Consider the following 19,795-nt stretch of genomic DNA (forward strand, 5'->3'; position numbering starts at 1 on the left):
TCCAGGGGTCAGGATCGCTGCTGCACCCAGAGTGCCGGCCAGCAGCGTTTTCCAGTAGTTCGCGTGTTTCGCGGGCATGTTTCTCTCCTTGTTCTTTTCCTCACACCTTTTTGGCTGTAGGGATGTCCTCATAGAAGCGACAAACTGCCTACCTCAACAACGAGCCTGGCAATTGGGGACTCTGGGAAGACATGATACAGCCGAAGTCCACATCGTCTACCACTTTACACACTTTCTGCGCGAGACTCAATGCGAGACCCAACTGCGGTAGATGATCGAGGCTCGATATCCACTACTCTACCTCAGGGATCCGGCTCTGGCTAGCGGGTGTATCTCAAACTGAGACAGAGCTCTCAAGCTGCAAGCTCCGGTGGGGATGGGCGGTACCGGACTCGAACCAGTGACATCCTGCTTGTAAGGCAGGCGCTCTACCGCTGAGCTAACCGCCCCCGAGGGATCCCAGTCCACCGAGTTTAGCATTCCCAAAGGACTATTTCCCCATACCCAAGCTCTGCGCCTTCTGGTACACCTTGCCCTCGGTCAGGAGGGAGGGGGCGATGCAGATCTCCACCTGCTGCATTTCTCGGAGATTGGCAGCCCCCAGGGTGGCCATGCTAGTGCGCAGAGCACCCCAGAGGTTGTGGGTGCCGTCGTCCAGGCGGGCGGGGCCGCGCAAGATTTCTTCCAAGGTGCCGGTGGATCCCACGCGGATGCGGGTGCCGCGGGGCAAGATGGGGCTGGGGGTGGCCATGCCCCAGTGAAAGCCGCGACCGGGGGCTTCATGGGCGCGGGCCAGGGGGGATCCGATCATCACTGCGTCCGCTCCACAGGCGATGGCCTTGCAAATATCGCCGCCGGTCACCAATCCGCCATCGGCAATGATGGGAACGTAGGCGCCGGTTTCCGCCAAAAACTGCTCTCGTGCAGCGGCACAGTCGGCAATCGCTGTAGCCTGTGGTACCCCCACCCCCAACACGCCGCGGGAGGTACAGGCAGCCCCCGGGCCGATCCCCACCAAGACACCGGCAGCTCCGGCCTGCATCAGCTCCAAGGCAACATCGTAGGTAACACAGTTGCCCACCACAACAGGAATGGGCATTGACCGGCAAAATTGGGCCAGATCCAGCAGTTCCATGCCTTCGGGAACCTTGTGGTGCACCGAAACCACCGTGGCCTGGACGAAAAACAGATCCCCCCCGGCTTCCACCACCAGGGGGCCGTATTGGGCGGCGTGGGCGGGCACGCAGCTGGCTGCTGCAATGGCGCCACCGGCCTTGATTTGGCGGATGCGTTCTTGGATTAGCTCTGGCTTCACCGGCTCGCTGTAGAGGCGCTGCATTAGGGGCACAAACTCGTCTTTGCCCACCGACGCAATCTGATCCAACACCTCATCGGGATCGGCGTAGCGGGTTTGGATGCCATCCAGGTTCAACACCCCGAAAGCTCCCAGCTCCGAGAGCAAAATGGCCATTCGCACATCCACCACGCCATCCATGGCGCTGGCGATGATGGGGATTTGCCGTTGGATCCCTCCCAGGGTGAAGTGGGTATCCACCAGGCTGGGATCCAGCGTTCGTCTGCCTGGGGCCAGCGCGATTTCATCCAGCCCGTAAGCGCGTCTTGCCTGCCGATTGCGGCCCAGTTGCACGTCCATTTTTCCCCTGTTCTGCGGATCCCTTGTTTTTATCATGCCGCCAAGGAGGGATCCAAGGCTAGCGAGAGTTTTGTTCTTCTGGTTGGGATTTCCACCTGCGATCCCGGAGCGGGTCTCAATCAGCCTCAGAGGTTCGAGGGGGCAAGGGCGTGAAAATGTGCCCTTCTTGCAGGTTGCCGAAACTGCGGCAGCGCTCGGATCCCCAGCGGAACCCGTAGAGGGCGATGTAGGCACACATCAACGCATCCACCTGATCTTCGTAGTTTTTGAGTCGACGGCCCTTGAGGGATCCCACCTTCACTTGGAGCAGCTCTTCGTGATCCTGGAGAGCCGGGTCAGCGGCAGCTAGAGAGCGCAGATGATGCTGGTAAAGCTGCCAGGCTTGTTGCCGTTCCGGCCAGGTGCGTCGGGGGCGAGCCTTGTATTTCAGGGTGCGGCTGAGGCCGAAGAGACTGACCAAGGCGCTGTGGGGGAAGACCTCGGTCACTTGGCGGGTAAGCTTCCCTCGCTCGATGTTGGCCTGCTCCCAAAAGCCATAGCGGGATAGGGCTTGCACCAGGGCTTCTCCTCTCACTTGGCCGTTTTTTTCTAGAAGCCGGCGGTTGGCTGGGTGGGCCCCGGCTGCATAGGCGCGAAACACCCGGTTCAGTTCGGCCTCGGCCCGTCGCTGTCCGCTGAGGTTGGGGACGCGCAGGGGGGCATCCACCGCCACCAAGCAGGGATCTTCGCCCGCCTGAGCTTGAATATAGTCCAGGATCTCCTCATCCGTTTGGAGAATGCGGCTATCGACCAGATGGCCTGTCAAGTTCTGCCTGCCGGGATCCCCGAGCTGGACTCGCAGCGTGGCCAGACCGGAAGGGTTGCGGGGCGACCAAGCCAGATCCAGGCCAATGCAAATCAACTGAGCCACACCGCCTTCCCCTTTTCCTCAAGTTCGACAGATCAAAGCCATTTCCAAGAGCCAGTTTGAGGCAGTTCCCGATTGCATGGCTCCGGCGCCCTCACCCCCAGCCCCTCTCCCTCTGAGAAAAGGGGTTAGGGATCAGCATCACAAACAGTTTCGCTGCTGTCTCACGGTCGTTGGGAATGATCCCGCCGGATTGCCTGCGTCTTGATGAAAATCCACAAGAAAAGGGATCCCACCAGGGGATCCCGAAAGATTCATCCAAGATGCCTGGCCAGGAAGCGAAGTGCCCATGGGCTCTTCGGTGAGCCTCAGGGATCCACCTCGCTGTGGCGGTCAACGGATTAGTAGTCGTAGTCACTCATGCCGCTGCCGCTGCTTGCCGGCGTGTTGGTTTTGGGCTCGGGCTTGTCCACCACGATCGCTTCAGTGGTCAGCACCATCCCCGCAATGGAAGCGGCGTTTTGCAGGGCAGAACGGGTAACCTTGGCCGGGTCTACAATGCCCGCCTCGAACATATCCACGAAGGCGTCGTTCTGAGCATCGTAGCCGGTGTTGAAGGGCTTATCTTTCACCCGCTCCAGCACAATGGAGCCGTTTTGGCCGGCGTTCTCAGCAATGCGGCGCAGCGGAGCGCCCAGAGCGCGGGCGACCAGGTTGGCCCCCACCAGTTCATCGCCAGACAGGTTGGCTTGCGCCCACTCGGTTACCACCGGGATCAGGTGTGCCAAGGTGGTGCCGCCGCCGGGAACGATCCCTTCTTCTACCGCCGCTTTGGTGGCGTTGATGGCATCTTCCAGGCGCAACTTGCGGTCTTTCATCTCGGTTTCAGTGGCCGCGCCCACTTTGATCACCGCTACACCGCCGGAGAGCTTGGCCAAGCGCTCTTGCAGTTTTTCTTTGTCGTAGGTGGAGTCGGTTTCCTCAATTTGGCGACGAATTTGCTCGCAACGGGCTTTCACAGCCGCTTCGTTGCCTTCCGCCACGATGGTGGTATTGTCTTTGGTTACCGTGACGCGACGGGCAGTGCCGAAGGAATCGAGGCGAGCGTTCTCCAGCTTCAGGCCGCGCTCTTCGCTGATTACCTCACCACCGGTCAGGATGGCAATGTCTTCCAGCATGGCCTTGCGGCGATCCCCGAAGCCAGGGGCTTTTACCGCTACCACGCTCAGCACACCCCGCAGCTTGTTCACCACCAGGGTAGCCAGCGCTTCTTTCTCGATGTCTTCGGCGATGATCAGCAGAGGACGACCGGCGCGGGCCACCTGCTCCAGAACCGGTACCAGGTCTTGCACCAGGGTGATCTTCTTATCGGTGATGAGGATGTAGGGGTTTTCCAGAACCGCTTCCATCCGCTCGGTGTCGGTGACGAAGTAAGGGGAGATGTAGCCCTTGTCGAAGCGCATCCCTTCCGTCACTTCCAGCTCGGTGGTCATGGACTTGCCTTCTTCCAGGGAGATCACCCCTTCGCGGCCCACCTTGTCCATGGCCTCGGCAATCATACGGCCCACTTCTTCATCGTTACCGGCGGAAATGGCCGCCACCTGGGCAATGGCTTTGGAATCTTCCACCGGGCGGGCATGCTCGGCGATCTTGTCGACCAAGAACTTCACCGCCTTGTCGATCCCTCGCTTCAGGGCAATTGGGTTGGCGCCGGCAGCCACGTTTTTCAGACCTTCCTTCACCATGGCGTGGGCCAAGACCGTGGCCGTGGTGGTGCCATCTCCAGCCGTGTCGTTGGTTTTGGAAGCCGCCTGACGGATCAAGGAGACGCCGGTGTTCTCAATGTGGTCTTCCAGCTCAATTTCTTTGGCAATGGTTACCCCATCGTTGATGATTTGGGGAGCGCCAAACTTCTTCTCCAGCACGACGTTGCGCCCTTTGGGACCCAGGGTAACGGCTACGGCTTCTGCCAAGATATCCATGCCGTGCTCTAGAGCGCGGCGGGCTTCTTCACTGAAGATGATTGATTTGGCCATAGTCAACCTCTCCGATGCAAATGCAGGTAAGGGTGAAACAGAGTCTCAAGGATTCAATCGTTCGTTGAACTGCTGCTGAATCACTGACCATTACTGAACAATGGCGAGAATGTCCCGCTCGGCCAACAGCACATATTCATCGCTGCCCAGCTTGACTTCGGTTCCGGCATACTTGGAGTAGAGCACTTTGTCGCCGGCTTTCAGTTCCATCGGGATCAGCTTGCCCTCGTCGTTGCGCTTGCCAGGGCCAACAGCAACCACTTCCCCCACCTGGGGCTTTTCCTTGGCAGTGTCCGGCAAGAAGATCCCACCTGCGGTTTTCTCATCTTGCTGAGCGATTTTGACCAGCACGCGGTCGCCCAGCGGCTTCAGGGTAGAGACGTTAAGAGCTACTGCAGCCATGACGAATGTCCTCCGTGATCCTAAAGCACGAAGCTGAAGTTTTCATTTCCATTAGTTCCACTTCCCCGAAGGGAAGCGACTTAGCACTCTCGACTTACGAGTGCTAGTTTATCAGCCAACTTTCTGGCCTGACAATAGCCTTTGTCAGCGGGATCCCGCTTTTGGCAGGTGCGGTCGGGGTGCGGATCCCCCTACTTTGGGGTCTGCTGTGGGATCATGACCTGAGTTGGGCTTGGTTGAGAAGGTGTGGATCCCGTTTTTTCAGGTGGATGCATTTACGGCGGTGCCTTTCGGCGGCAATCCGGCAGCGGTGTGTCTGCTGCCACAGGAGTTGCCAGAGGCGCTGATGCAAGCCATTGCGGCGGAGAACAATGTATCGGAGACGGCTTTTTTACTTCCCCAGGGATCCCAGGGCGAGGTTCCCCACTATGGGCTGCGCTGGTTTACGCCGACGACGGAGGTGGATCTCTGTGGCCACGCCACCTTGGCTGGTGCCCATGTGCTGTTCACCGAGGTGCATCCTGAGGCGGAGAGGGTAGCCTTTTCCACCCGCAGTGGCCTGTTGCAGGTGCGGCGGCAAGGGGATCGCCTGGCCATGGATTTTCCTGCTCGCAGTCCGGAACCTTGGCCAGAAGCCAAAGAGCAAGTAGCAGCAGCTTTAGGGATCCCACCCGTGGAGCTATACCGGGGGGACATGGGGGTAGCGGTGCTGGCTTCGGCGGGACAGGTGCAGCAGGTGCAACCGGATCTGGCCCAGGTTCAAGCGCTCCCCGTTCCGGGGTTGATCGTCACAGCCTCTGGGGCGGATCTAGAGGATGGGCCGGATTTCGTCTGCCGCGTTTTCGCTCCTCGGCTGGGGATCCCGGAAGATCCGGTGACGGGATCCGCCCAGTGTCTTTTGATGCCCTATTGGGCCAAACGCCTGGGCCGACTTGATTTGAAGGCTCACCAGCTCTCGGCCCGCGGGGGCGAGCTGTGGTGCCGAGATCGAGGCTCACGGGTGGAGATTGCTGGGCAAGCGGTGCTGGTGATCAGAGGAGAGCTGAGGCTGCCTTAGAACCGTTGTCGACTAGGGTGCTAGCGGCAGGGAACAAGGCCTCCGGCCCGCTAGGGCGAGCAGTTGAAATAGATGGTAATAAAAACCACGACTGCTATCAGCCCTACAGAACAAAAAACACCTCGGATACCTCCGAGGTGCAGGCTAGGAAAGAGCTTGAGCTAGCCGAGGATTTCGGCGGCTTGAATGAGCTCCACCTGCTTTTTCTTCAGCACCAACAGCACCTGGGTAATGGTAATGGCTGCCAGGAAGGCCACCAGCCATTTCACCCGATCCGGGCTTTGCAGCACCAGATCCCGCTCCACCTGGCCAAAGCCGCCCACATTGGGATTGTTGGTGACGGGATCCCCTTCTTTGACGCTGTCGCCAACGGCAACCACCAGTTCCGGCCCAGGCGGCACCACCAGGTTTTGGATCCCGCTTTCGGTCTCGAAGCTGAGAACTCTCGTGCCCGGCAGCTCGTATTCCGGGGGCACCAGGCTGGCCAATTCAGCCGGCAGATCGCTGATATCGGAGTCGAGGGTGGCAATGTTGACCAGACGCCCCGTGGCTGGGGCGCGGAAGACGTTGTTGTTGCTGAGGCTGCCGTCGGGGTTAAGCTGACCGCGACCTCGGTTGGCCCCGATGTAAACGCGATACTTCATGAAGGCCACCGAGGGATCCTCTTTCGGGTCAGGGGCCACCACTGGAAAGACGATTTCTTGATGCTGCTCGCCCGGCAAAGGCCCGACCAGGAGGATGTTGGGCTTCGCGTCGCTGTAGGGGGTGATGTAGGTCTCGGCAGTTTCTTGCCGTTGTTCCTCGGTCATCTCGGCTTCGGTGGCTAAACGGAAGCCCTCCGGCAAGACCACCACCGCGCCCACATTCAACCCACCCTTGCTGCCGTCTGCCAGCACCTGCTGCTTGCTCAGGTCATAAGGGATCCCAACTTTGATGGTGAACACCTGGCCGGGGGTGACGGCCTGGGGCACCTCGGCGCGAGTGGGCATGGCGTTCAGGTGGCAGTTGGCACAGACAATTTTTCCAGTCGCCTCGCGGGGGTTGTCGTAGGCCATCTGGGCATAGTAGGGGTAGGCTGCCGCCGGACGTGCCCCCATCCCCAGCAACAGCAGCAGCCCACAGAAGGCCAAGCAGATTCGCTTCATAACTCTCAGCTCAGAATGAATTTCCATCACAGGTTTAGGACACAGTCTTGGAACAGCCATCTCGACAATTTGCCCCAAATCGTTCGGCAAAAGCCGGCACAGCCAGCGGGATCCCTTGCCCTTTAGGTTTCCCGGAAATCGGGGCCTTGCCAAGGGCTGAAGCGGACGTTGTCGCCATCCACAGTGGCGCTCACCAGCTCCAGCGAGCGGGGAGCCGGTCCCCGGATCACCTTGCCATTGGCCGCATACTGGGATCCGTGGCAAGGGCACTTAAACAAATTTTCCCCCACATTCCAGGGCACCACGCAGCCGAGGTGGGTACAAACCGCGTTGAGGCCATAGTTGGCCACCGCCCCGTTGTCGATCACGATGTAGGTGGGATCCCCCTTCAAACCTTGGGCCAGCACCCGATCCGTAGCGGCATGGGTGGCCAACAGTTCACTGACGCTGATGGGCTTGCCGAGGGCGTCCTGAGCGATGAGGCCTTCCCCCCCTCCACCGGCAGAGGGCGGAATAAAGTACTTCACCACCGGGTAGAGGGCGCCCACCACCACGACTCCCACAGAGCCGCTGAGCAGGGCATTGAGAAGAACCCGCCGGCTCATGGGGGGCGCTTCAAAGTTGCTAACCGCTTCCGTCATAATGGCAAATGCAGACCTGAGAAGTTTTAACGTTCGTTGACAAGCGACATCATCCTAACCGACCCCTCTGGCCAATATCGTTAAGAAATGCAACGCTGTAAGAGGCCGTGGCCTTCCTTCCCAAGGTGAGCGGCCCACCCAGCGCGATTGGAGCCAGATCCAAGCCAGCCTCAGACAAGTCTGATGAAGGGATCCGACTTTCAAGCTTTGTTGCGCGAGAAGTGGGGCTATTCCTACGACGTACAGTTGCGGCGTATCCAGCAGAAGGTGGTGCTGCTGGTGATGTGGCGCTACCTGGAGCAGCCCTCCTTCCCCTTGAGCGAGGCCGAGTATCTGGCCCACTTGGAGAACGTGCTGGCCCATTTGCAGGCTTGGGGGGTGTGGGAAGCGGTGCGTCGGGAAATCGAAGCCACCCGTCAGAGACCCCGTATGGGCAAAGCGGTGGCCATTCCTCTGGATTTGCAGAAGGTGGGGGAGCGAGTCTCCGAGTGGTTGTTGTGAGTTCTCCTGGGGAGAAAGAAGACCAAGCAAACCTAAGCGCCGGATTCGCCGGCTGGGCAAGAAACTCGAATCTGTCTCGGCCTAAACGGTAGACCGGGAGTTTGCCCAAAGGCCATGACCTCTCTAGAGGGGACGCTGCTGGCGCACTTGTTCGGTTTCCGGGTACTCCTGCTGAGCTTCGGATTCCAAAAGTTGGCGGAATGCCGGCTCGTCCAGACGGTAGTCCCGCTGCTCGATCAAATCCCGGTCGGTTGAGTAAATGGTGTCCGACTCTTGCACAACTTCTTGACGGCGGAAGCGGCGGGCAAAGTTGAGTTTGCGCAGCAGCGCCTCTGTGGGATGCTGCAGATGCTCTCGCCAAAGCTGCCGGACACGATTGCGACGCTCCACTCCCTGGTTACGGATTTGCAAGGCTAGCCAGCGAACGGCGGGCACCGCCAAAAAGAGGCTGCCGTAGAGAAACAGAAACCCAATCAACGGGTAGATGAAGGCCAAAAAAGCATTGCTGCCGGCTGCCGCTGCCACCTCCTCCCGTGCCCCATAGAGAATGGCGGCCAGAAAGAAATTGAGAACTCCCAAGCCTCCTGCCAGGGTCAGTTGACCAGGCGTGGCCCGGCTGAACACCCAAGGTTTCTCCTGCAACACTTCGGGGATCCCCTTGGGCTTGCGCTCTGAGGCGGCCACCTGCAGCTCTGGGAAGCGGTAGACAATGTCCCCATCCTCGCTGACCTCCGGCTGGCCGTCGAACTTGAGCAAAATGGGCAGCATGTAATCTTCGTATTCCAAGGCCGGGGATCCCGGCTCCACATCCAGATAGGGCAACACCTGTTCCGCTGCGATCACCCCCCCATTGGCACGAATCAGTTGGCCAATGAGGGCATAGCGCTCCTCCTCCAGGTTGGCATTGGGATCCCCGTCCCCAAAGAGGAAGCTGTACACCGCTTCCAGGAAGTTCAGCTCGGATTTTTGCGGCTGGCGGGGGCGCGTCCGACCGGAGTAGCTGCCATAGTAGGGATAGGGATCCCAGAAGGGGTTGCCGATCCAAAGATTGGGGAAGTAGTAAAACCCTATCCCTCGCGACCGGCTGCGATTGTCCTGCTCGCGGCTGCTGGCCATTTGCAAGGCAATCAACGCTAGGACAATCAAGACAATCGACACCACCAGCAGAATGCCAAAGGAGATGCGCAGCCCATAGAGGAAGCCCCCCCACAACCGGCGACGCAGGGCTGCCAGCTGATCCTGCTGCTCCTTGCGCTTGAGAATGCTGCGAAAATCTGGTGGAAAAACGTAGGTAATCTCCCCCTGCCGGGAAACCTGGAGATGCCCCTCCGCCTTTTGGGCCAAATTCAGTAGCTCTTGTTTGGCCTCGTGTAAAGCTAAGCCCGTGCTGGATGCAATATCTCCCAAGGTGACCCGCAGGCCCAACTGTTCCACTGCATCCATCACCAATGTTTGGGTAGCCACTCTTAACCTCCGCTTTCTGCCCCAATTGCCGAGGAGCCTTTGGGATCCCTAGGACGCAGATCCGCTCCCCTGAGCTAGACCTAGCGTCTCCTCTATTCCCAGTATCTCCCCTTAACCCCGCAGCGACGAGAATCGTTGTAGATCTCACTTCCAGAACGGTTGTACCCGCCTCTAGGGCAGCCAAGCCATCACGGCCAGCAGGGTCGAGAGGATCCCGATCAACACCCAGATGAGGGGCTTAGTGTCCAACGGGGGATCCGCTGCCCGGCGGCTGAGGGAATCCCCAGATCTTGGGGAAGGGCCTTTGCGTTGGGAGCGCCCATAGGCCAAGCGGTACTCTGGGGGATCAGTTTCCTCCAGCCGGCTGAGATCGGGAATTTCGCTCAACCACTCCGCCGAACGTCGCAGACGAGGGGCTTGCCAGATGCCCAAGACATAGCGAGCCTGCTGGGCAACTTCTGGATCTGGGTTGCGCAGCAAGGTTTGGGCCAACAGGATGGCCTCCTGCGTTTCGCCAAGGGCTTCTTGGGCCAGGGCCTGCCAGAGCCGTAGCTTGCCCGACTGCGGATAGCGGCTTTGGGCCTGCTTAACCTCCTCTAGCGCCTGCCGGTATTGTCCTCGCTCGAACCTCAACTGGATCAGAGCCAAGTGCTGAGACAATCTCAGGTCTTTGGGAAGCGTCATGCTCAGGATCCGCAGGCTAGGTCAGCTTCTGTTCTACCCCAAACCCCACCAGCAACAGCTCCTGCAAAGGCTGACCCTGAGGGGGACGTTGGTAGGTAAGGATCTGCCGCAGGCGCAGGCGCGGATTCAGTAGAGTGATGGTATCTACAGCAACCACACGAGTGTAGGTGGTGGTCATCACCAGTTGCAGGGATCCGGGATCAAACCGGAAAGCCGCCACCATCGGGCGATCTTCCTCGTAGGCCCGATCCCGCAGGTAGTCTCCCTGCAGCCCCAGGGGGGTTTCCTGCCGAGGGACGAACAGCATGTTCAGCTCTTGCCCGGCCTCCTCCCCCGTTTCGGAAACGGTCTCAAAAGCCAAGTGAAAGCCCAAAAAACCATCCACGTTGTGGTTGGGGTAGTTGTTGTCGGTGAGCACCTTGTGCTTGAGCTCAGGGGTGAGGGTGCGAATGGTGAACTCGGTGCGGGAGCGCTCCACCTCGCCACGGTCTAGGTAATGGTAGGTGCGCTCTGTGCGCCAAGCCCCAATGCAGCAGTTGAAAAAGTGGTGAAATTTCTGGATGGCGTTCATGCGGGCGGGAGCGGACAGAGTCAGAAACCGGCGCTGGAGCCGAGAAGTGGCCCAGAAAACCCTGCCTCTGATCCTAAAACGAATCGAAAACAACCAGGAATCCAAATCCTGAATGCCAACGATTGAGTTCTACCGTGGGATCCCCTTCCTCACGGGCTTTTGGCCACCGGGATCCCTTGGGTCTGCCCCAACAACTCCAAGGCTCGCTGCAGCTGGATGTCCTCCGGCCCGGCCAAGGTTTCCGCCGTCAGAGGAACGGATCCCTCCGCCACCACCACATCGGGCTGGATCCCCTGGCGATGAATGTCGTGGCCGCTGGGGGTGAGGTACTTGGCCGTGGTCACCGCCAGCCCCGATCCATCCGCCAGCTCCAGCAGGGATTGAATCAGACCCTTGCCAAAGGTGCGCGTTCCCACCAGTTGAGCTCGCCCACTGTCCTGAAGTGCCCCGGCCAACACTTCACTGGCACTGGCGCTGCCCTGATTTACCAAGACCACCAGCGGCGCCTCTGTGAGCACCTCGCCGGTGGCGGGAATGCTGTCTTGAATGCCGTGGCGATCCGTCACCAGCACAATGTCGCCCTTGGGGATCCAGAAGCGAGCGATCTCAATGGCCGCCTGCAAGAGTCCCCCCGGATTGTTGCGCAAATCGAGAATGTAGCCCCGCACCCCTTGAGCTTCTGCGGCCCGAATGGCTTGGCGGACTTGAGCGGCAGCATTGCCGTTGAACTGGCTGAGGCGAATGTAGGCCACCGATCCCTGAGGCAGCTCAAAAAAACGGGTGCGCACGGGGTTGATGGTGATCGATTGGCGCACCAGCTCCACCTCCCAAATGCGATCCTGCCGCTTCAGCTTCAAGGTAACCGGCGTGCCACTGCGCCCCCGCATCCGCTCGGCCACTTCGTCCAGACTCAACCCCGCCACCGGCACCCGATCCACCGCCAAAATCTCATCCTGAGGTTGGATCCCGGCCTGCTCGGCAGGAGTGCCCTCCATGGGGGCAATCACCCGCACAGCGCCTTGCTCGTCGATGGCAATCTGCAAGCCGACACCACTCAGCTCGCCGGCTGTAGAGGTCTGCAGGCTGAGGTAGTGCTCTCTGTCCAGAAAGCGGGTAAAGGGATCCCCCAGAGTGGCCAACATCTCCTCAATGGCCTGATAGGTCTGCTTGCGCTCCTTTAAGGGCCGGGAGAGAAACCGCTGCCGCACCTGCCACCAGTTTTGCCCGTTAAACCCCGGATCCACATAGGCCCGATCCACATAGGCCCAAGCCTGCGCCAGCAGTTGCTGCTCTTCTCCCCAACGGCTGGCCTGCACCGGACAGGGGCCTATGGCCAAACTCGCCCAGAGCAAACACCCAAGCAAGACAAGGCGGATCCCCCACCCTCTCCAGCGGATCCCTGTGTATCTCGGCTTCTGCACAACCATCGATCCCAAAAAACATTAAGAAACATGAACGAAACGCAATATCAAAAGCTCGTCTGGCCTACTGGGATCAAGATCTTGGTTCCCAAGCTGAGCCCGGCGCCAGGATAGTGTTAAAAGATTGTGTTACATTGCTGAGGAGAGTGGGCTTGCCCCGCCCTCGAGATCCAATTTCAAGAATTGCAGACATTATGAGCAAAGTTTACGACTGGTTGGACGAGCGGCTGGAGATTACGCCTTTCGTCGACGACGCAACAGGGAAATTCATTCCGCCTCACGTTAACATCTTCTACTGCCTCGGCGGGGTGACGCTGGTGTGCTTCTTAATTCAGTTTGCCACCGGCTTCGCCATGACGTTTTACTATCGTCCGACGGTGGCTGAGGCCTTTGAATCGGTGAACTACATCATGACCCAGGTGAACTTCGGCTGGCTGTTGCGCTCCATCCACCGTTGGAGCGCCTCCATGATGGTGCTGATGATGATCCTACACACCTTCCGGGTTTACCTGACGGGGGGATTCAAAAAGCCCCGTGAGCTGACCTGGGTAACCGGCGTGATCTTGGCGGTGCTGACCGTCTCCTTTGGCGTTACCGGCTACTCCCTGCCCTGGGATCAGGTGGGCTACTGGGCAGTCAAGATCGTCTCAGGTGTGCCCAGTGCCATTCCGGTGGTGGGCGACTTGTTGGTGCAACTGATCCGGGGCGGCGAAGCAGTGGGTCAAGCTACCCTGACTCGCTTCTACAGCTTGCACACTTTCGTGCTACCCTGGCTGACCGCAGTCTTTATGACCATGCACTTTTTGATGATCCGCCGCCAAGGCATTTCTGGGCCTTTGTGAGCAAGGTTTGACTCCCAGACGCCTTTGACTTTCCTGGTAACTGGGATCTTTACCTGCCACTTTTTCAGAACTTTTGTCCCTAGATAAGGAGAACTCCCATGGCCGTCTCAAAACAGGTGATAGCGACCGAGGCCATTACCCGCAAGGTTGATCTAGACAACCCCAAAGTTGTAGCCAAGCTGAAGAAAAACATGGGCCACATGACCTATGGTGAGCCCGCTTGGCCCAACGATTTGCTCTTTATGTTTCCGGTGGTGATCCTGGGCACTATTGGAGTGATCGTTGGCCTGTCAGTCATGGATCCGGCAGGTGTAGGGGAGCCGGCGGATCCCTTTGCTACGCCTCTGGAAATTCTGCCGGAATGGTATCTCTACCCCGCCTTCCACATCCTGCGGATTGCTCCCAACAAGCTGTTGGGAATTGCTCTGATGTCTGCCATTCCTGTGGGTCTCTTGTTTGTGCCCTTCATCGAAAACGTCAACAAGTTCCAAAACCCCTTGCGCCGTCCGGTGGCGACAACGGTGTTCCTGATCGGCACCTTGGTCACCCTCTACCTGGGCATAGGTGCCACCTTGCCCTTGGATAAGTGGGTCACCTTGGGCTTGTTCTAAAAGAACATCTGGGACTCCCGCTTGATGGGTTGATCGTCATCATCACCATCAGAATCACCATCAGAGTGCAGCAGGTCGGTGGCCAGGCTGCACTTTGTTATTTGGAGAGCTTTTTAGAGGAGTTGTCTGCAAACCTGTGTGCCAAGGGATGGGCAAGTCCGCCGAAATGGTAGTATCTCTACGCCCTCATCTTCAGCTTGACCGCTCATGAGCACTTCTTCTTCAACTGCTCGAACCTATCGGATCACAGCCCTTGCCGGAGATGGCATCGGCCCCGAAATCATGCGGGTGGGACGGGCCGTTTTGGATGCAGTTGCTCGGCAGATGGGATTTGCTCTTCAGTGGCAAGAGGGCCTGATCGGCGGGGCCGCCTACGAACAGACCGGGGATCCCTTGCCGGCAGAAACCCTGAAAATGGCTCAAGAGAGCGATGCCGTTTATCTGGCTGCTGTCGGCGACTTCAAGTATGACGCTCTGCCTCCTGAGAAACGCCCGGAGCGGGCCTTGTTGGGCTTGAGGGCGGGGCTGGGGCTGTTTGCCAACTTGCGCCCGGTAAAAGTCTTCCCTCAACTGGTGGGGGCTTCCTCCCTGAAGCCAGAGGTGATCTCGGGGATCGACCTGGTGGTAGTGCGGGAGCTGACGGGGGGCATTTACTTCGGCCAGCCCAAGGGAATCTTCACGGATGCCCAGGGATCCCGGCGCGGCGTGAACACCATGGTCTACAGCGAAGCTGAGGTGGATCGGATTGCCCGAGTTGCCTTTGAGCTGGCCCGCAAACGCCGGCGCAAGCTCTGCTCGGTGGACAAAGCCAACGTTCTCGAGGTGTCGCAACTGTGGCGGGAGCGGGTCAATGTCATTGCGGCTGAGTACCCGGAGGTGGAACTTTCCCACCTGTACATCGACAATGCCGCCATGCAGTTGGTGCGCTGGCCCAAGCAGTTCGACGTCATCCTCACGGGCAATCTCTTCGGCGATATCCTCTCCGATGAAGCGGCCATGCTGACCGGCTCTATTGGTATGCTGCCCTCTGCCTCTCTGGGATCCTCTGGCCCCGGCCTATACGAGCCGGTACATGGGTCGGCTCCCGACATTGCCGGACAAGACAAAGCCAACCCCATTGCCCAGGTGCTCTCCGGCGCCCTGATGCTCCGCTACTCCCTGGATCAGCCGCAAGCTGCCGACCGCATCGAACAGGCGGTAGAAGCCGTTTTGGCGCAAGGGTACCGCACCCCAGACCTCTACTCTGAGGGAATGACTTTAGTGGGTTGCCAGGAAATGGGAGAAAAGTTGGTGGCAGCCCTGTCCCAGCAGCAGGCGCAATAGCCTTTTTCGGGGCCACAGGCTACAGCCAAGGCAGACGTGCGGCGATTTCCAAGCAATTTCCAATTGTGGGGATCCTTGGAGCTACGCCCAACCGGCTTCAGGGAGAAGGTCGACCTCCTCGGTGGTTTTAATGGCCTCTTCCGGTCGAAGTGTGGCTTCTTGGCAGCGCTCCATGGCTTGAAGAAGCAGGGCTTCCCCTTCCTGCACCGTCTCAATGCGACAGAGGAGAGCACGGAATTGAGAGGCTCCGGCAAAGTCTTTGATGTACCAAGTCATGTGCTTGCGGGCCTGACGGATGCCACGTTCTCCCTTGTACTCCCAGAGACCGCGCAGATGCTCTAAGGCCATTTGAATCCGCTCCAGGGGAGTGGGGGCCGGTCTTTCTTGACCGGTTTTCAGGAAGTGATCGATTTCCCCCACCAGAAAGGGATAGCCCATGGTGCCGCGGGAGCACATCACCCCATCGGCTCCGGTTTCCTCCAAACACTTCACCGCTGCGGCTGTCGAGAAAATATCCCCATTGGCGATGACGGGAATGCGCAGGTGCTGTTTGACGCGGCGGATCCAGTCCCAGCGGGCTTTGCCGTTGAAGCCTTGGGCGCGTGTCCGGGCATGCAGGGTGAGCAGTTGCGCCCCTGCCTCCTGCAGACGGTGGGCAAAATCCAAAATGTTGATCTCCTGATCCGACCAGCCCAGGCGCGTTTTTACGGTTACGGGCACCTCCACCGCTTTGGCCACCGCCTCCACAATTCGCGCTGCCGTGTCGGGATCGCGGAGCAGAGAAGAGCCACCGCCGTTTTTGGTAATCTTGTTCACCGGGCAGCCCATGTTGATGTCCACCAAGGTCGCCCCTTCGTCCACAGCCATGCGGGCTGCTTCCGCCAGAAAGTCGGGCCGACAATCAAACAGTTGGATGCCAATAGGCTGCTCCCCCTCGCCAACCTCCATGATGCGGGGCAGCTGGCGGGCATAGTGCAAGCCGGTCGCACTGACCATTTCCGTGTAAACCAAGCTGTGGGGGGCAAAACGGCGCACCAGCCCTCGAAAGACCTGGTCGGTTACCCCTGACAGTGGCGCCTGAAAGACGCGACTCAAAACCTTCACCCCACCGATATCGAGGGGTGGGGATAGGCGGGCTTGGAGTTCCGGCGAAAGCTGCAGGCCCATCGGGATCCGGAGAAAGCTATCCCTCTTTGTTGACAAAGTAAAGAAGACCCATGATGCGCGCTCGTTTGATCGCGGCGGTGAGCTCCCGCTGTTGTTTGGCGGTCAGGCCGGTGATGCGGCGGGGCAAGATCTTGCCACGCTCGGTAACAAATTTCTTGAGCAGCTCCACATCGGTGTACCTAATGGGCTCTCCCGGCTTGATGGGAGACAGGCGGCGGCGAGCGTAAACCATAGGTCAGGAGAACGGCGAAACGGCTTGAACTACTTAATCTCTTTGTGGACGGTGTGGCGGTTGCAGTGGGGGCAGAATTTCTTCAGCTCTAAGCGGGCTGTTGTGTTGCGGCGGTTTTTGGTGGTGGTGTAGCGGTTCACGCCTGGAGAGCGCTTGTTGACGTTGGTGCGGCACTCCGTACACTCCAGAGTAATGATGATGCGGGCACCCTTTGCTTTGGCCATGACGGATCCCAAGACGAAGGTAAACGGCAATGAGGAAACTGCAATCCCAGATCCTGAGGCTGGAGATGGGGGTTTACCTCGATAAGCGCGATCACCAATTATCTAACTTTTCCTTGACGGAATCAACCCAAGTTTTCACTTGCTTGCCCGTTTGTTGCCGTAGGCTACGGGCGTTGCGATCCACATCTTTGCTCAGGCGCTGCAACTGCTTGGACAGATCCCGCACGGTGTCATTGCGCTGGGCTTGGCGCAGCAGGTCGCGAGCAGCCGATTTGACGTCGTCAGCAGCGTCCCCCTCTAGGATGTCCTGCAAAAACTGCAGGACTTTTTCATCCAGGTGGTAGCCCCGCTCCGCTTCCACGACCAGGGTGCGTCCAGCCCGGTCGTGAATGGTTTGGCGTTTTTCCTTGTCGAAGACGGCAAACAGCCCATCCGCAGCCAGAGGCACCAGCAGGGCCTCTGTAAGCACAAAGAGGGAGAGCACTCCCTCTCGAGCCAGAGAGCGAACCAGGTGCGGCGAGGCTTCGGTTTCGGGATCCAGGGTTTTGATGTTCAGCAGCCATTTGCCGAGGCTTTGGCCCTCAGGGCGGGACTGGAAATAGCCGCGGTTCACCAGCCAGGTAGCGAAGAAGGCGAGATAGCCGGTCATGTCCACGGCGCCTGCATTGGCCCCTACCAGAGCAGCCAAGCCTTGGGCTAGGTAGGAGATCCCCAGCCCCAGCCCAAAGTCGAGGGCAAAAGCCCCAATTCGTTTGCTCCAGGGAGCCAATTTTGGCAGGGTTTCCCCCTCAGCAGCCGTTTGCGGGGCTGGCCGCTCGGCTTGAACCGGGGGCAGAGAAGTGGCAGGGGGCAAAGCGCTGAAGGCTCGCCATTCGTTGGCAGTTTGATCCAGTTGTTCGGTTTTGGGCCGCTCTGGAAATTGGGGGCGTTCGGGGTAAGGTCTGGGATCCGTCATTGCCGGTTGAGACAGTCAGTTCTACCATTCTAGCGAGGCAAGCCCACACCCACCGGCAGAGGGGACGGGCTGCGACGGGGGATCTCGTAGGTCAGCCGATCGCGGGCCAGCAGGGTATTGGGAAAAATGGCCTGAGCTTCGGCCAGCAGGTCTTCCAAGGTAATGGGGGCCTCTGGGGTGTAGCGGGGGCTGAAGTGGGTGAGGATCAAAGCTTGGGCCTTGGCTTCGGCGGCCACTTGGGCGGCCATGGCGGCGGTGGAATGCTTAGAGCGGCGGGCCAGCTCCAAGTCAGCCTGAGCGTAGGTAGCCTCGTGGATGACCAGATCCGCAGCCCGGGAGAGATCAACAGCATTGCGGCAGAAAATCGTGTCGGTGCAGTAGGAGAATTTGCGGCCCGGAATGGGATCCCCCACATAATCCCGTCCGTGAAAGCAGCGGCCCTGCCAGATGATGGATTGGCCGGCCTTGAGCTGCCCATACAGAGGGCCAAAGGGGATCCCGTCGGCTTGGGCTTTGGCTGCATTGAAGCTGCCTGGCCGATCCTGTTCCACCACGCGGTAGCCGAAGGCGGGCACCCGGTGATCCAAGGGCGCGCAGAAGACGGAGTACTCCGCCTCTTGCAGGATGAGACCGGTTTCGACGGTGTGAACGCGGAAGCCGTAGGGGATGCGCGTCTCGCTGTAGCGCAACACGGCCTTCAGGTACTCTTCCAGACCTGGTGGGCCGTAGATATCGATGTGCTCAGGGGTGCTGCCCAAGCCACAGGAGGCCAACAGCCCCGGCAGGCCGTAGATGTGATCCCCGTGCATGTGGGTGATGAAAATGCGGCGCAACTGGCTGGGGCGCAGCTCGTCTAGGCGCAGCAACTGGTGCTGGGTGCCCTCGCCACAATCGAACAGCCACCATTCCGACCGCTGGGGAAACTGCACCGCCACCCCAGAGACATTGCGCTGGCGGGTGGGCATGCCGGAGCTGGTGCCCAAAAAGGTGATCCGAATGGCGTTGGGATCTGTCACAGGGGCAAGACCTCAAGGATTGGGATCCCTAGCTTACCAATTGCTCTCGCTGGCCGAGAAAAAACCCTTGATAGGATGGGGAGTAGAACGTACCCTTGAGCCTTCTCGTCATGATCACCCTGACCGACAGCGCCATCCAAGAGTTGAAGCGCCTGCGCAGCAAGTACGAAAAAGAGGGATCCCAGCCCATCCTGCGTCTAGGGGTCAAGCCGAGCGGCTGCTCTGGCCTCTCTTACGTAATGAACTTCGAGTCTCAGGCCAACCCTGACGATCATACCTTCGACTTTGGGGATATCCAGGTGGCAGTGGATCCCTTGAGTATGACCTTGATCAGCGGCACCACCGTCGATTTTTCCGAGGATCTGCTGGGCGGTGGCTTCCGCTTCAAGAACCCCAACGCAGTCGCCAGTTGTGGGTGTGGCACCTCCTTTGCCACTGCTGAGACTGCTGCTGTCGTTGGTCACTAAAGTCTCAATCGCTGCCTCCCACCCGCCTTTGGGCGTCAACGGTTGGAGGGCTCTAGGCTGGGCAGCCAAAGGACAAACCAAGTCCATCCCTTCTGGCTGGTGACCCGGATTTGGCCCTGCAGATACTCCACCCACTGCTTCACCAAGGCCAGTCCAAGGCCGCTGCCCGGCTGCGCCCAGGGATCCTCAGAAGGCACACGGTAAAAGCGCTCGAAAAGGTGGGGCAGGTGTTCAGGCTCGATTTGGGCGGTATTGCCGACTCTTAACTCAACCCCACCGGGAAAGGCTTGCCCCTCTAAGCGGAGGGTTCCGCCCGGCTGGGTGAACTTACAGGCATTTTCCAGCAGTTCCTTCAGGATCAGGGTTAGCTGCTGCGGGTAGCTGTAGAGCACTGCGGGAAGTGAGGTCAGCTCCGCCATCTCCAGCTTCAGTTGCCGGGCTTGAGCCCGTTCTCGCACCCCGTCGAGCAGGCTTGTGCAAAGGCTGTGGAGATCAATGGTGGCAGCCGCAGAGCCCAACTCCTTGGCTTCCAGGC

Annotated in this window: 22 protein-coding genes and 1 tRNA gene; 6 read left to right on the forward strand and 17 right to left on the reverse strand. The window is 59.3% G+C overall.

Going from position 1 to position 19,795, the window contains the following annotated elements:
• Nucleotides 1–377: 377 nt before the first annotated feature.
• The 5 genes from NW840_RS01550 to groES all read right to left on the reverse strand — a co-directional run bounded on the left by NW840_RS01550 (nucleotide 378) and on the right by groES (nucleotide 4,939).
• Nucleotides 378–449 (reverse strand) — tRNA-Val (locus NW840_RS01550).
• Nucleotides 450–490: 41 nt separating this feature from the next.
• Nucleotides 491–1,654: a GuaB3 family IMP dehydrogenase-related protein gene (locus NW840_RS01555; RefSeq protein ID WP_414341984.1), complete on the reverse strand. Its 1,164-nt coding sequence runs from the start codon at nucleotides 1,652–1,654 to the stop codon at nucleotides 491–493.
• Nucleotides 1,655–1,769: 115 nt separating this feature from the next.
• Entirely contained in the window at nucleotides 1,770–2,564 is a 795-nt protein-coding gene (locus NW840_RS01560) for a DUF429 domain-containing protein (protein WP_414330458.1), read from the reverse strand.
• A 338-nt stretch (nucleotides 2,565–2,902) separates the two neighbouring features.
• Nucleotides 2,903–4,537 (reverse strand): chaperonin GroEL, encoded by a 1,635-nt coding sequence (gene groL, locus NW840_RS01565; protein ID WP_011433224.1) that lies wholly within the window; start codon nucleotides 4,535–4,537, stop codon nucleotides 2,903–2,905.
• A gap of 90 nt (nucleotides 4,538–4,627) precedes the next feature.
• The gene (gene groES / locus NW840_RS01570) at nucleotides 4,628–4,939 is read right to left on the reverse strand and encodes a co-chaperone GroES (RefSeq protein WP_011433225.1); all 312 of its coding nucleotides are present in this window, start codon (nucleotides 4,937–4,939) and stop codon (nucleotides 4,628–4,630) included.
• Nucleotides 4,940–5,183: 244 nt separating this feature from the next.
• Between groES and NW840_RS01575 the strand changes: the two genes are divergently transcribed.
• A complete protein-coding gene (locus NW840_RS01575) occupies nucleotides 5,184–5,996 on the forward strand; it encodes a PhzF family phenazine biosynthesis protein (protein WP_414342001.1) in 813 nt (270 codons plus the stop codon).
• Nucleotides 5,997–6,157: 161 nt separating this feature from the next.
• Here the strand turns inward: NW840_RS01575 and NW840_RS01580 are convergent, their stop codons facing one another.
• The gene (locus NW840_RS01580) at nucleotides 6,158–7,141 is read right to left on the reverse strand and encodes an apocytochrome f (RefSeq protein ID WP_414341986.1); all 984 of its coding nucleotides are present in this window, start codon (nucleotides 7,139–7,141) and stop codon (nucleotides 6,158–6,160) included.
• Between the two features lie 122 nt (nucleotides 7,142–7,263).
• A complete protein-coding gene (locus NW840_RS01585) occupies nucleotides 7,264–7,782 on the reverse strand; it encodes a cytochrome b6-f complex iron-sulfur subunit (protein ID WP_011433228.1) in 519 nt (172 codons plus the stop codon).
• A 183-nt stretch (nucleotides 7,783–7,965) separates the two neighbouring features.
• On the opposite strand from NW840_RS01585, the gene NW840_RS01590 reads away from it, so the two are divergent.
• Complete coding sequence (locus NW840_RS01590; RefSeq protein ID WP_011433229.1) at nucleotides 7,966–8,283, forward strand: DUF3067 family protein; 318 nt, start codon at nucleotides 7,966–7,968, stop codon at nucleotides 8,281–8,283.
• A 123-nt stretch (nucleotides 8,284–8,406) separates the two neighbouring features.
• On the opposite strand, the gene NW840_RS01595 is transcribed toward NW840_RS01590, so the two are convergent.
• The 4 genes from NW840_RS01595 to NW840_RS01610 all read right to left on the reverse strand — a co-directional run bounded on the left by NW840_RS01595 (nucleotide 8,407) and on the right by NW840_RS01610 (nucleotide 12,429).
• The gene (locus NW840_RS01595; RefSeq protein WP_414341988.1) at nucleotides 8,407–9,747 is read right to left on the reverse strand and encodes a hypothetical protein; all 1,341 of its coding nucleotides are present in this window, start codon (nucleotides 9,745–9,747) and stop codon (nucleotides 8,407–8,409) included.
• A gap of 171 nt (nucleotides 9,748–9,918) precedes the next feature.
• On the reverse strand, nucleotides 9,919–10,431 hold the full coding sequence (locus tag NW840_RS01600; RefSeq protein WP_414341990.1) for a hypothetical protein: 513 nt from the start codon (nucleotides 10,429–10,431) through the stop codon (nucleotides 9,919–9,921).
• A 16-nt stretch (nucleotides 10,432–10,447) separates the two neighbouring features.
• Nucleotides 10,448–11,002 (reverse strand): phycobiliprotein lyase, encoded by a 555-nt coding sequence (locus NW840_RS01605; protein ID WP_414341991.1) that lies wholly within the window; start codon nucleotides 11,000–11,002, stop codon nucleotides 10,448–10,450.
• Nucleotides 11,003–11,151: 149 nt separating this feature from the next.
• Nucleotides 11,152–12,429: a S41 family peptidase gene (locus NW840_RS01610; protein ID WP_414341993.1), complete on the reverse strand. Its 1,278-nt coding sequence runs from the start codon at nucleotides 12,427–12,429 to the stop codon at nucleotides 11,152–11,154.
• A 188-nt stretch (nucleotides 12,430–12,617) separates the two neighbouring features.
• Between NW840_RS01610 and petB the strand changes: the two genes are divergently transcribed.
• From petB to leuB, 3 genes are all read left to right on the forward strand, one after another.
• Nucleotides 12,618–13,265, forward strand: coding sequence for a cytochrome b6 (gene petB, locus NW840_RS01615; RefSeq protein ID WP_041436518.1), 648 nt, complete (start codon nucleotides 12,618–12,620; stop codon nucleotides 13,263–13,265).
• A 98-nt stretch (nucleotides 13,266–13,363) separates the two neighbouring features.
• Entirely contained in the window at nucleotides 13,364–13,876 is a 513-nt protein-coding gene (petD, locus tag NW840_RS01620) for a cytochrome b6-f complex subunit IV (RefSeq protein ID WP_011433236.1), read from the forward strand.
• Between the two features lie 207 nt (nucleotides 13,877–14,083).
• Nucleotides 14,084–15,199 (forward strand): 3-isopropylmalate dehydrogenase, encoded by a 1,116-nt coding sequence (gene leuB / locus NW840_RS01625; RefSeq protein WP_414341994.1) that lies wholly within the window; start codon nucleotides 14,084–14,086, stop codon nucleotides 15,197–15,199.
• 81 nt (nucleotides 15,200–15,280) lie between these two features.
• Here the strand turns inward: leuB and dusB are convergent, their stop codons facing one another.
• The 5 genes from dusB to rnz all read right to left on the reverse strand — a co-directional run bounded on the left by dusB (nucleotide 15,281) and on the right by rnz (nucleotide 18,775).
• Entirely contained in the window at nucleotides 15,281–16,366 is a 1,086-nt protein-coding gene (dusB, locus tag NW840_RS01630) for a tRNA dihydrouridine synthase DusB (protein WP_414341995.1), read from the reverse strand.
• 16 nt (nucleotides 16,367–16,382) lie between these two features.
• Nucleotides 16,383–16,598 (reverse strand): 30S ribosomal protein S18, encoded by a 216-nt coding sequence (rpsR, locus tag NW840_RS01635; protein ID WP_011433239.1) that lies wholly within the window; start codon nucleotides 16,596–16,598, stop codon nucleotides 16,383–16,385.
• 29 nt (nucleotides 16,599–16,627) lie between these two features.
• A complete protein-coding gene (gene rpmG, locus NW840_RS01640) occupies nucleotides 16,628–16,822 on the reverse strand; it encodes a 50S ribosomal protein L33 (RefSeq protein ID WP_011433240.1) in 195 nt (64 codons plus the stop codon).
• Nucleotides 16,823–16,913: 91 nt separating this feature from the next.
• The gene (locus NW840_RS01645) at nucleotides 16,914–17,777 is read right to left on the reverse strand and encodes an RDD family protein (RefSeq protein WP_414341997.1); all 864 of its coding nucleotides are present in this window, start codon (nucleotides 17,775–17,777) and stop codon (nucleotides 16,914–16,916) included.
• Between the two features lie 29 nt (nucleotides 17,778–17,806).
• Nucleotides 17,807–18,775 carry a ribonuclease Z gene (gene rnz, locus NW840_RS01650; protein WP_414342002.1) on the reverse strand — a complete coding sequence of 323 codons (969 nt, stop codon included), beginning with the start codon at nucleotides 18,773–18,775 and terminating at the stop codon, nucleotides 17,807–17,809.
• Between the two features lie 113 nt (nucleotides 18,776–18,888).
• Between rnz and NW840_RS01655 the strand changes: the two genes are divergently transcribed.
• Nucleotides 18,889–19,260 (forward strand): HesB/IscA family protein, encoded by a 372-nt coding sequence (locus NW840_RS01655; RefSeq protein WP_414341999.1) that lies wholly within the window; start codon nucleotides 18,889–18,891, stop codon nucleotides 19,258–19,260.
• 35 nt (nucleotides 19,261–19,295) lie between these two features.
• Here NW840_RS01655 and NW840_RS01660 read toward each other — a convergent pair.
• A partial coding sequence (locus NW840_RS01660) for a sensor histidine kinase (protein ID WP_414342000.1) occupies nucleotides 19,296–19,795 on the reverse strand: 500 nt, incomplete at its 5' end.

The organism is Synechococcus sp. R5-13 (assembly GCF_047462015.1).
Taxonomy (GTDB): domain Bacteria; phylum Cyanobacteriota; class Cyanobacteriia; order Thermostichales; family Thermostichaceae; genus Thermostichus.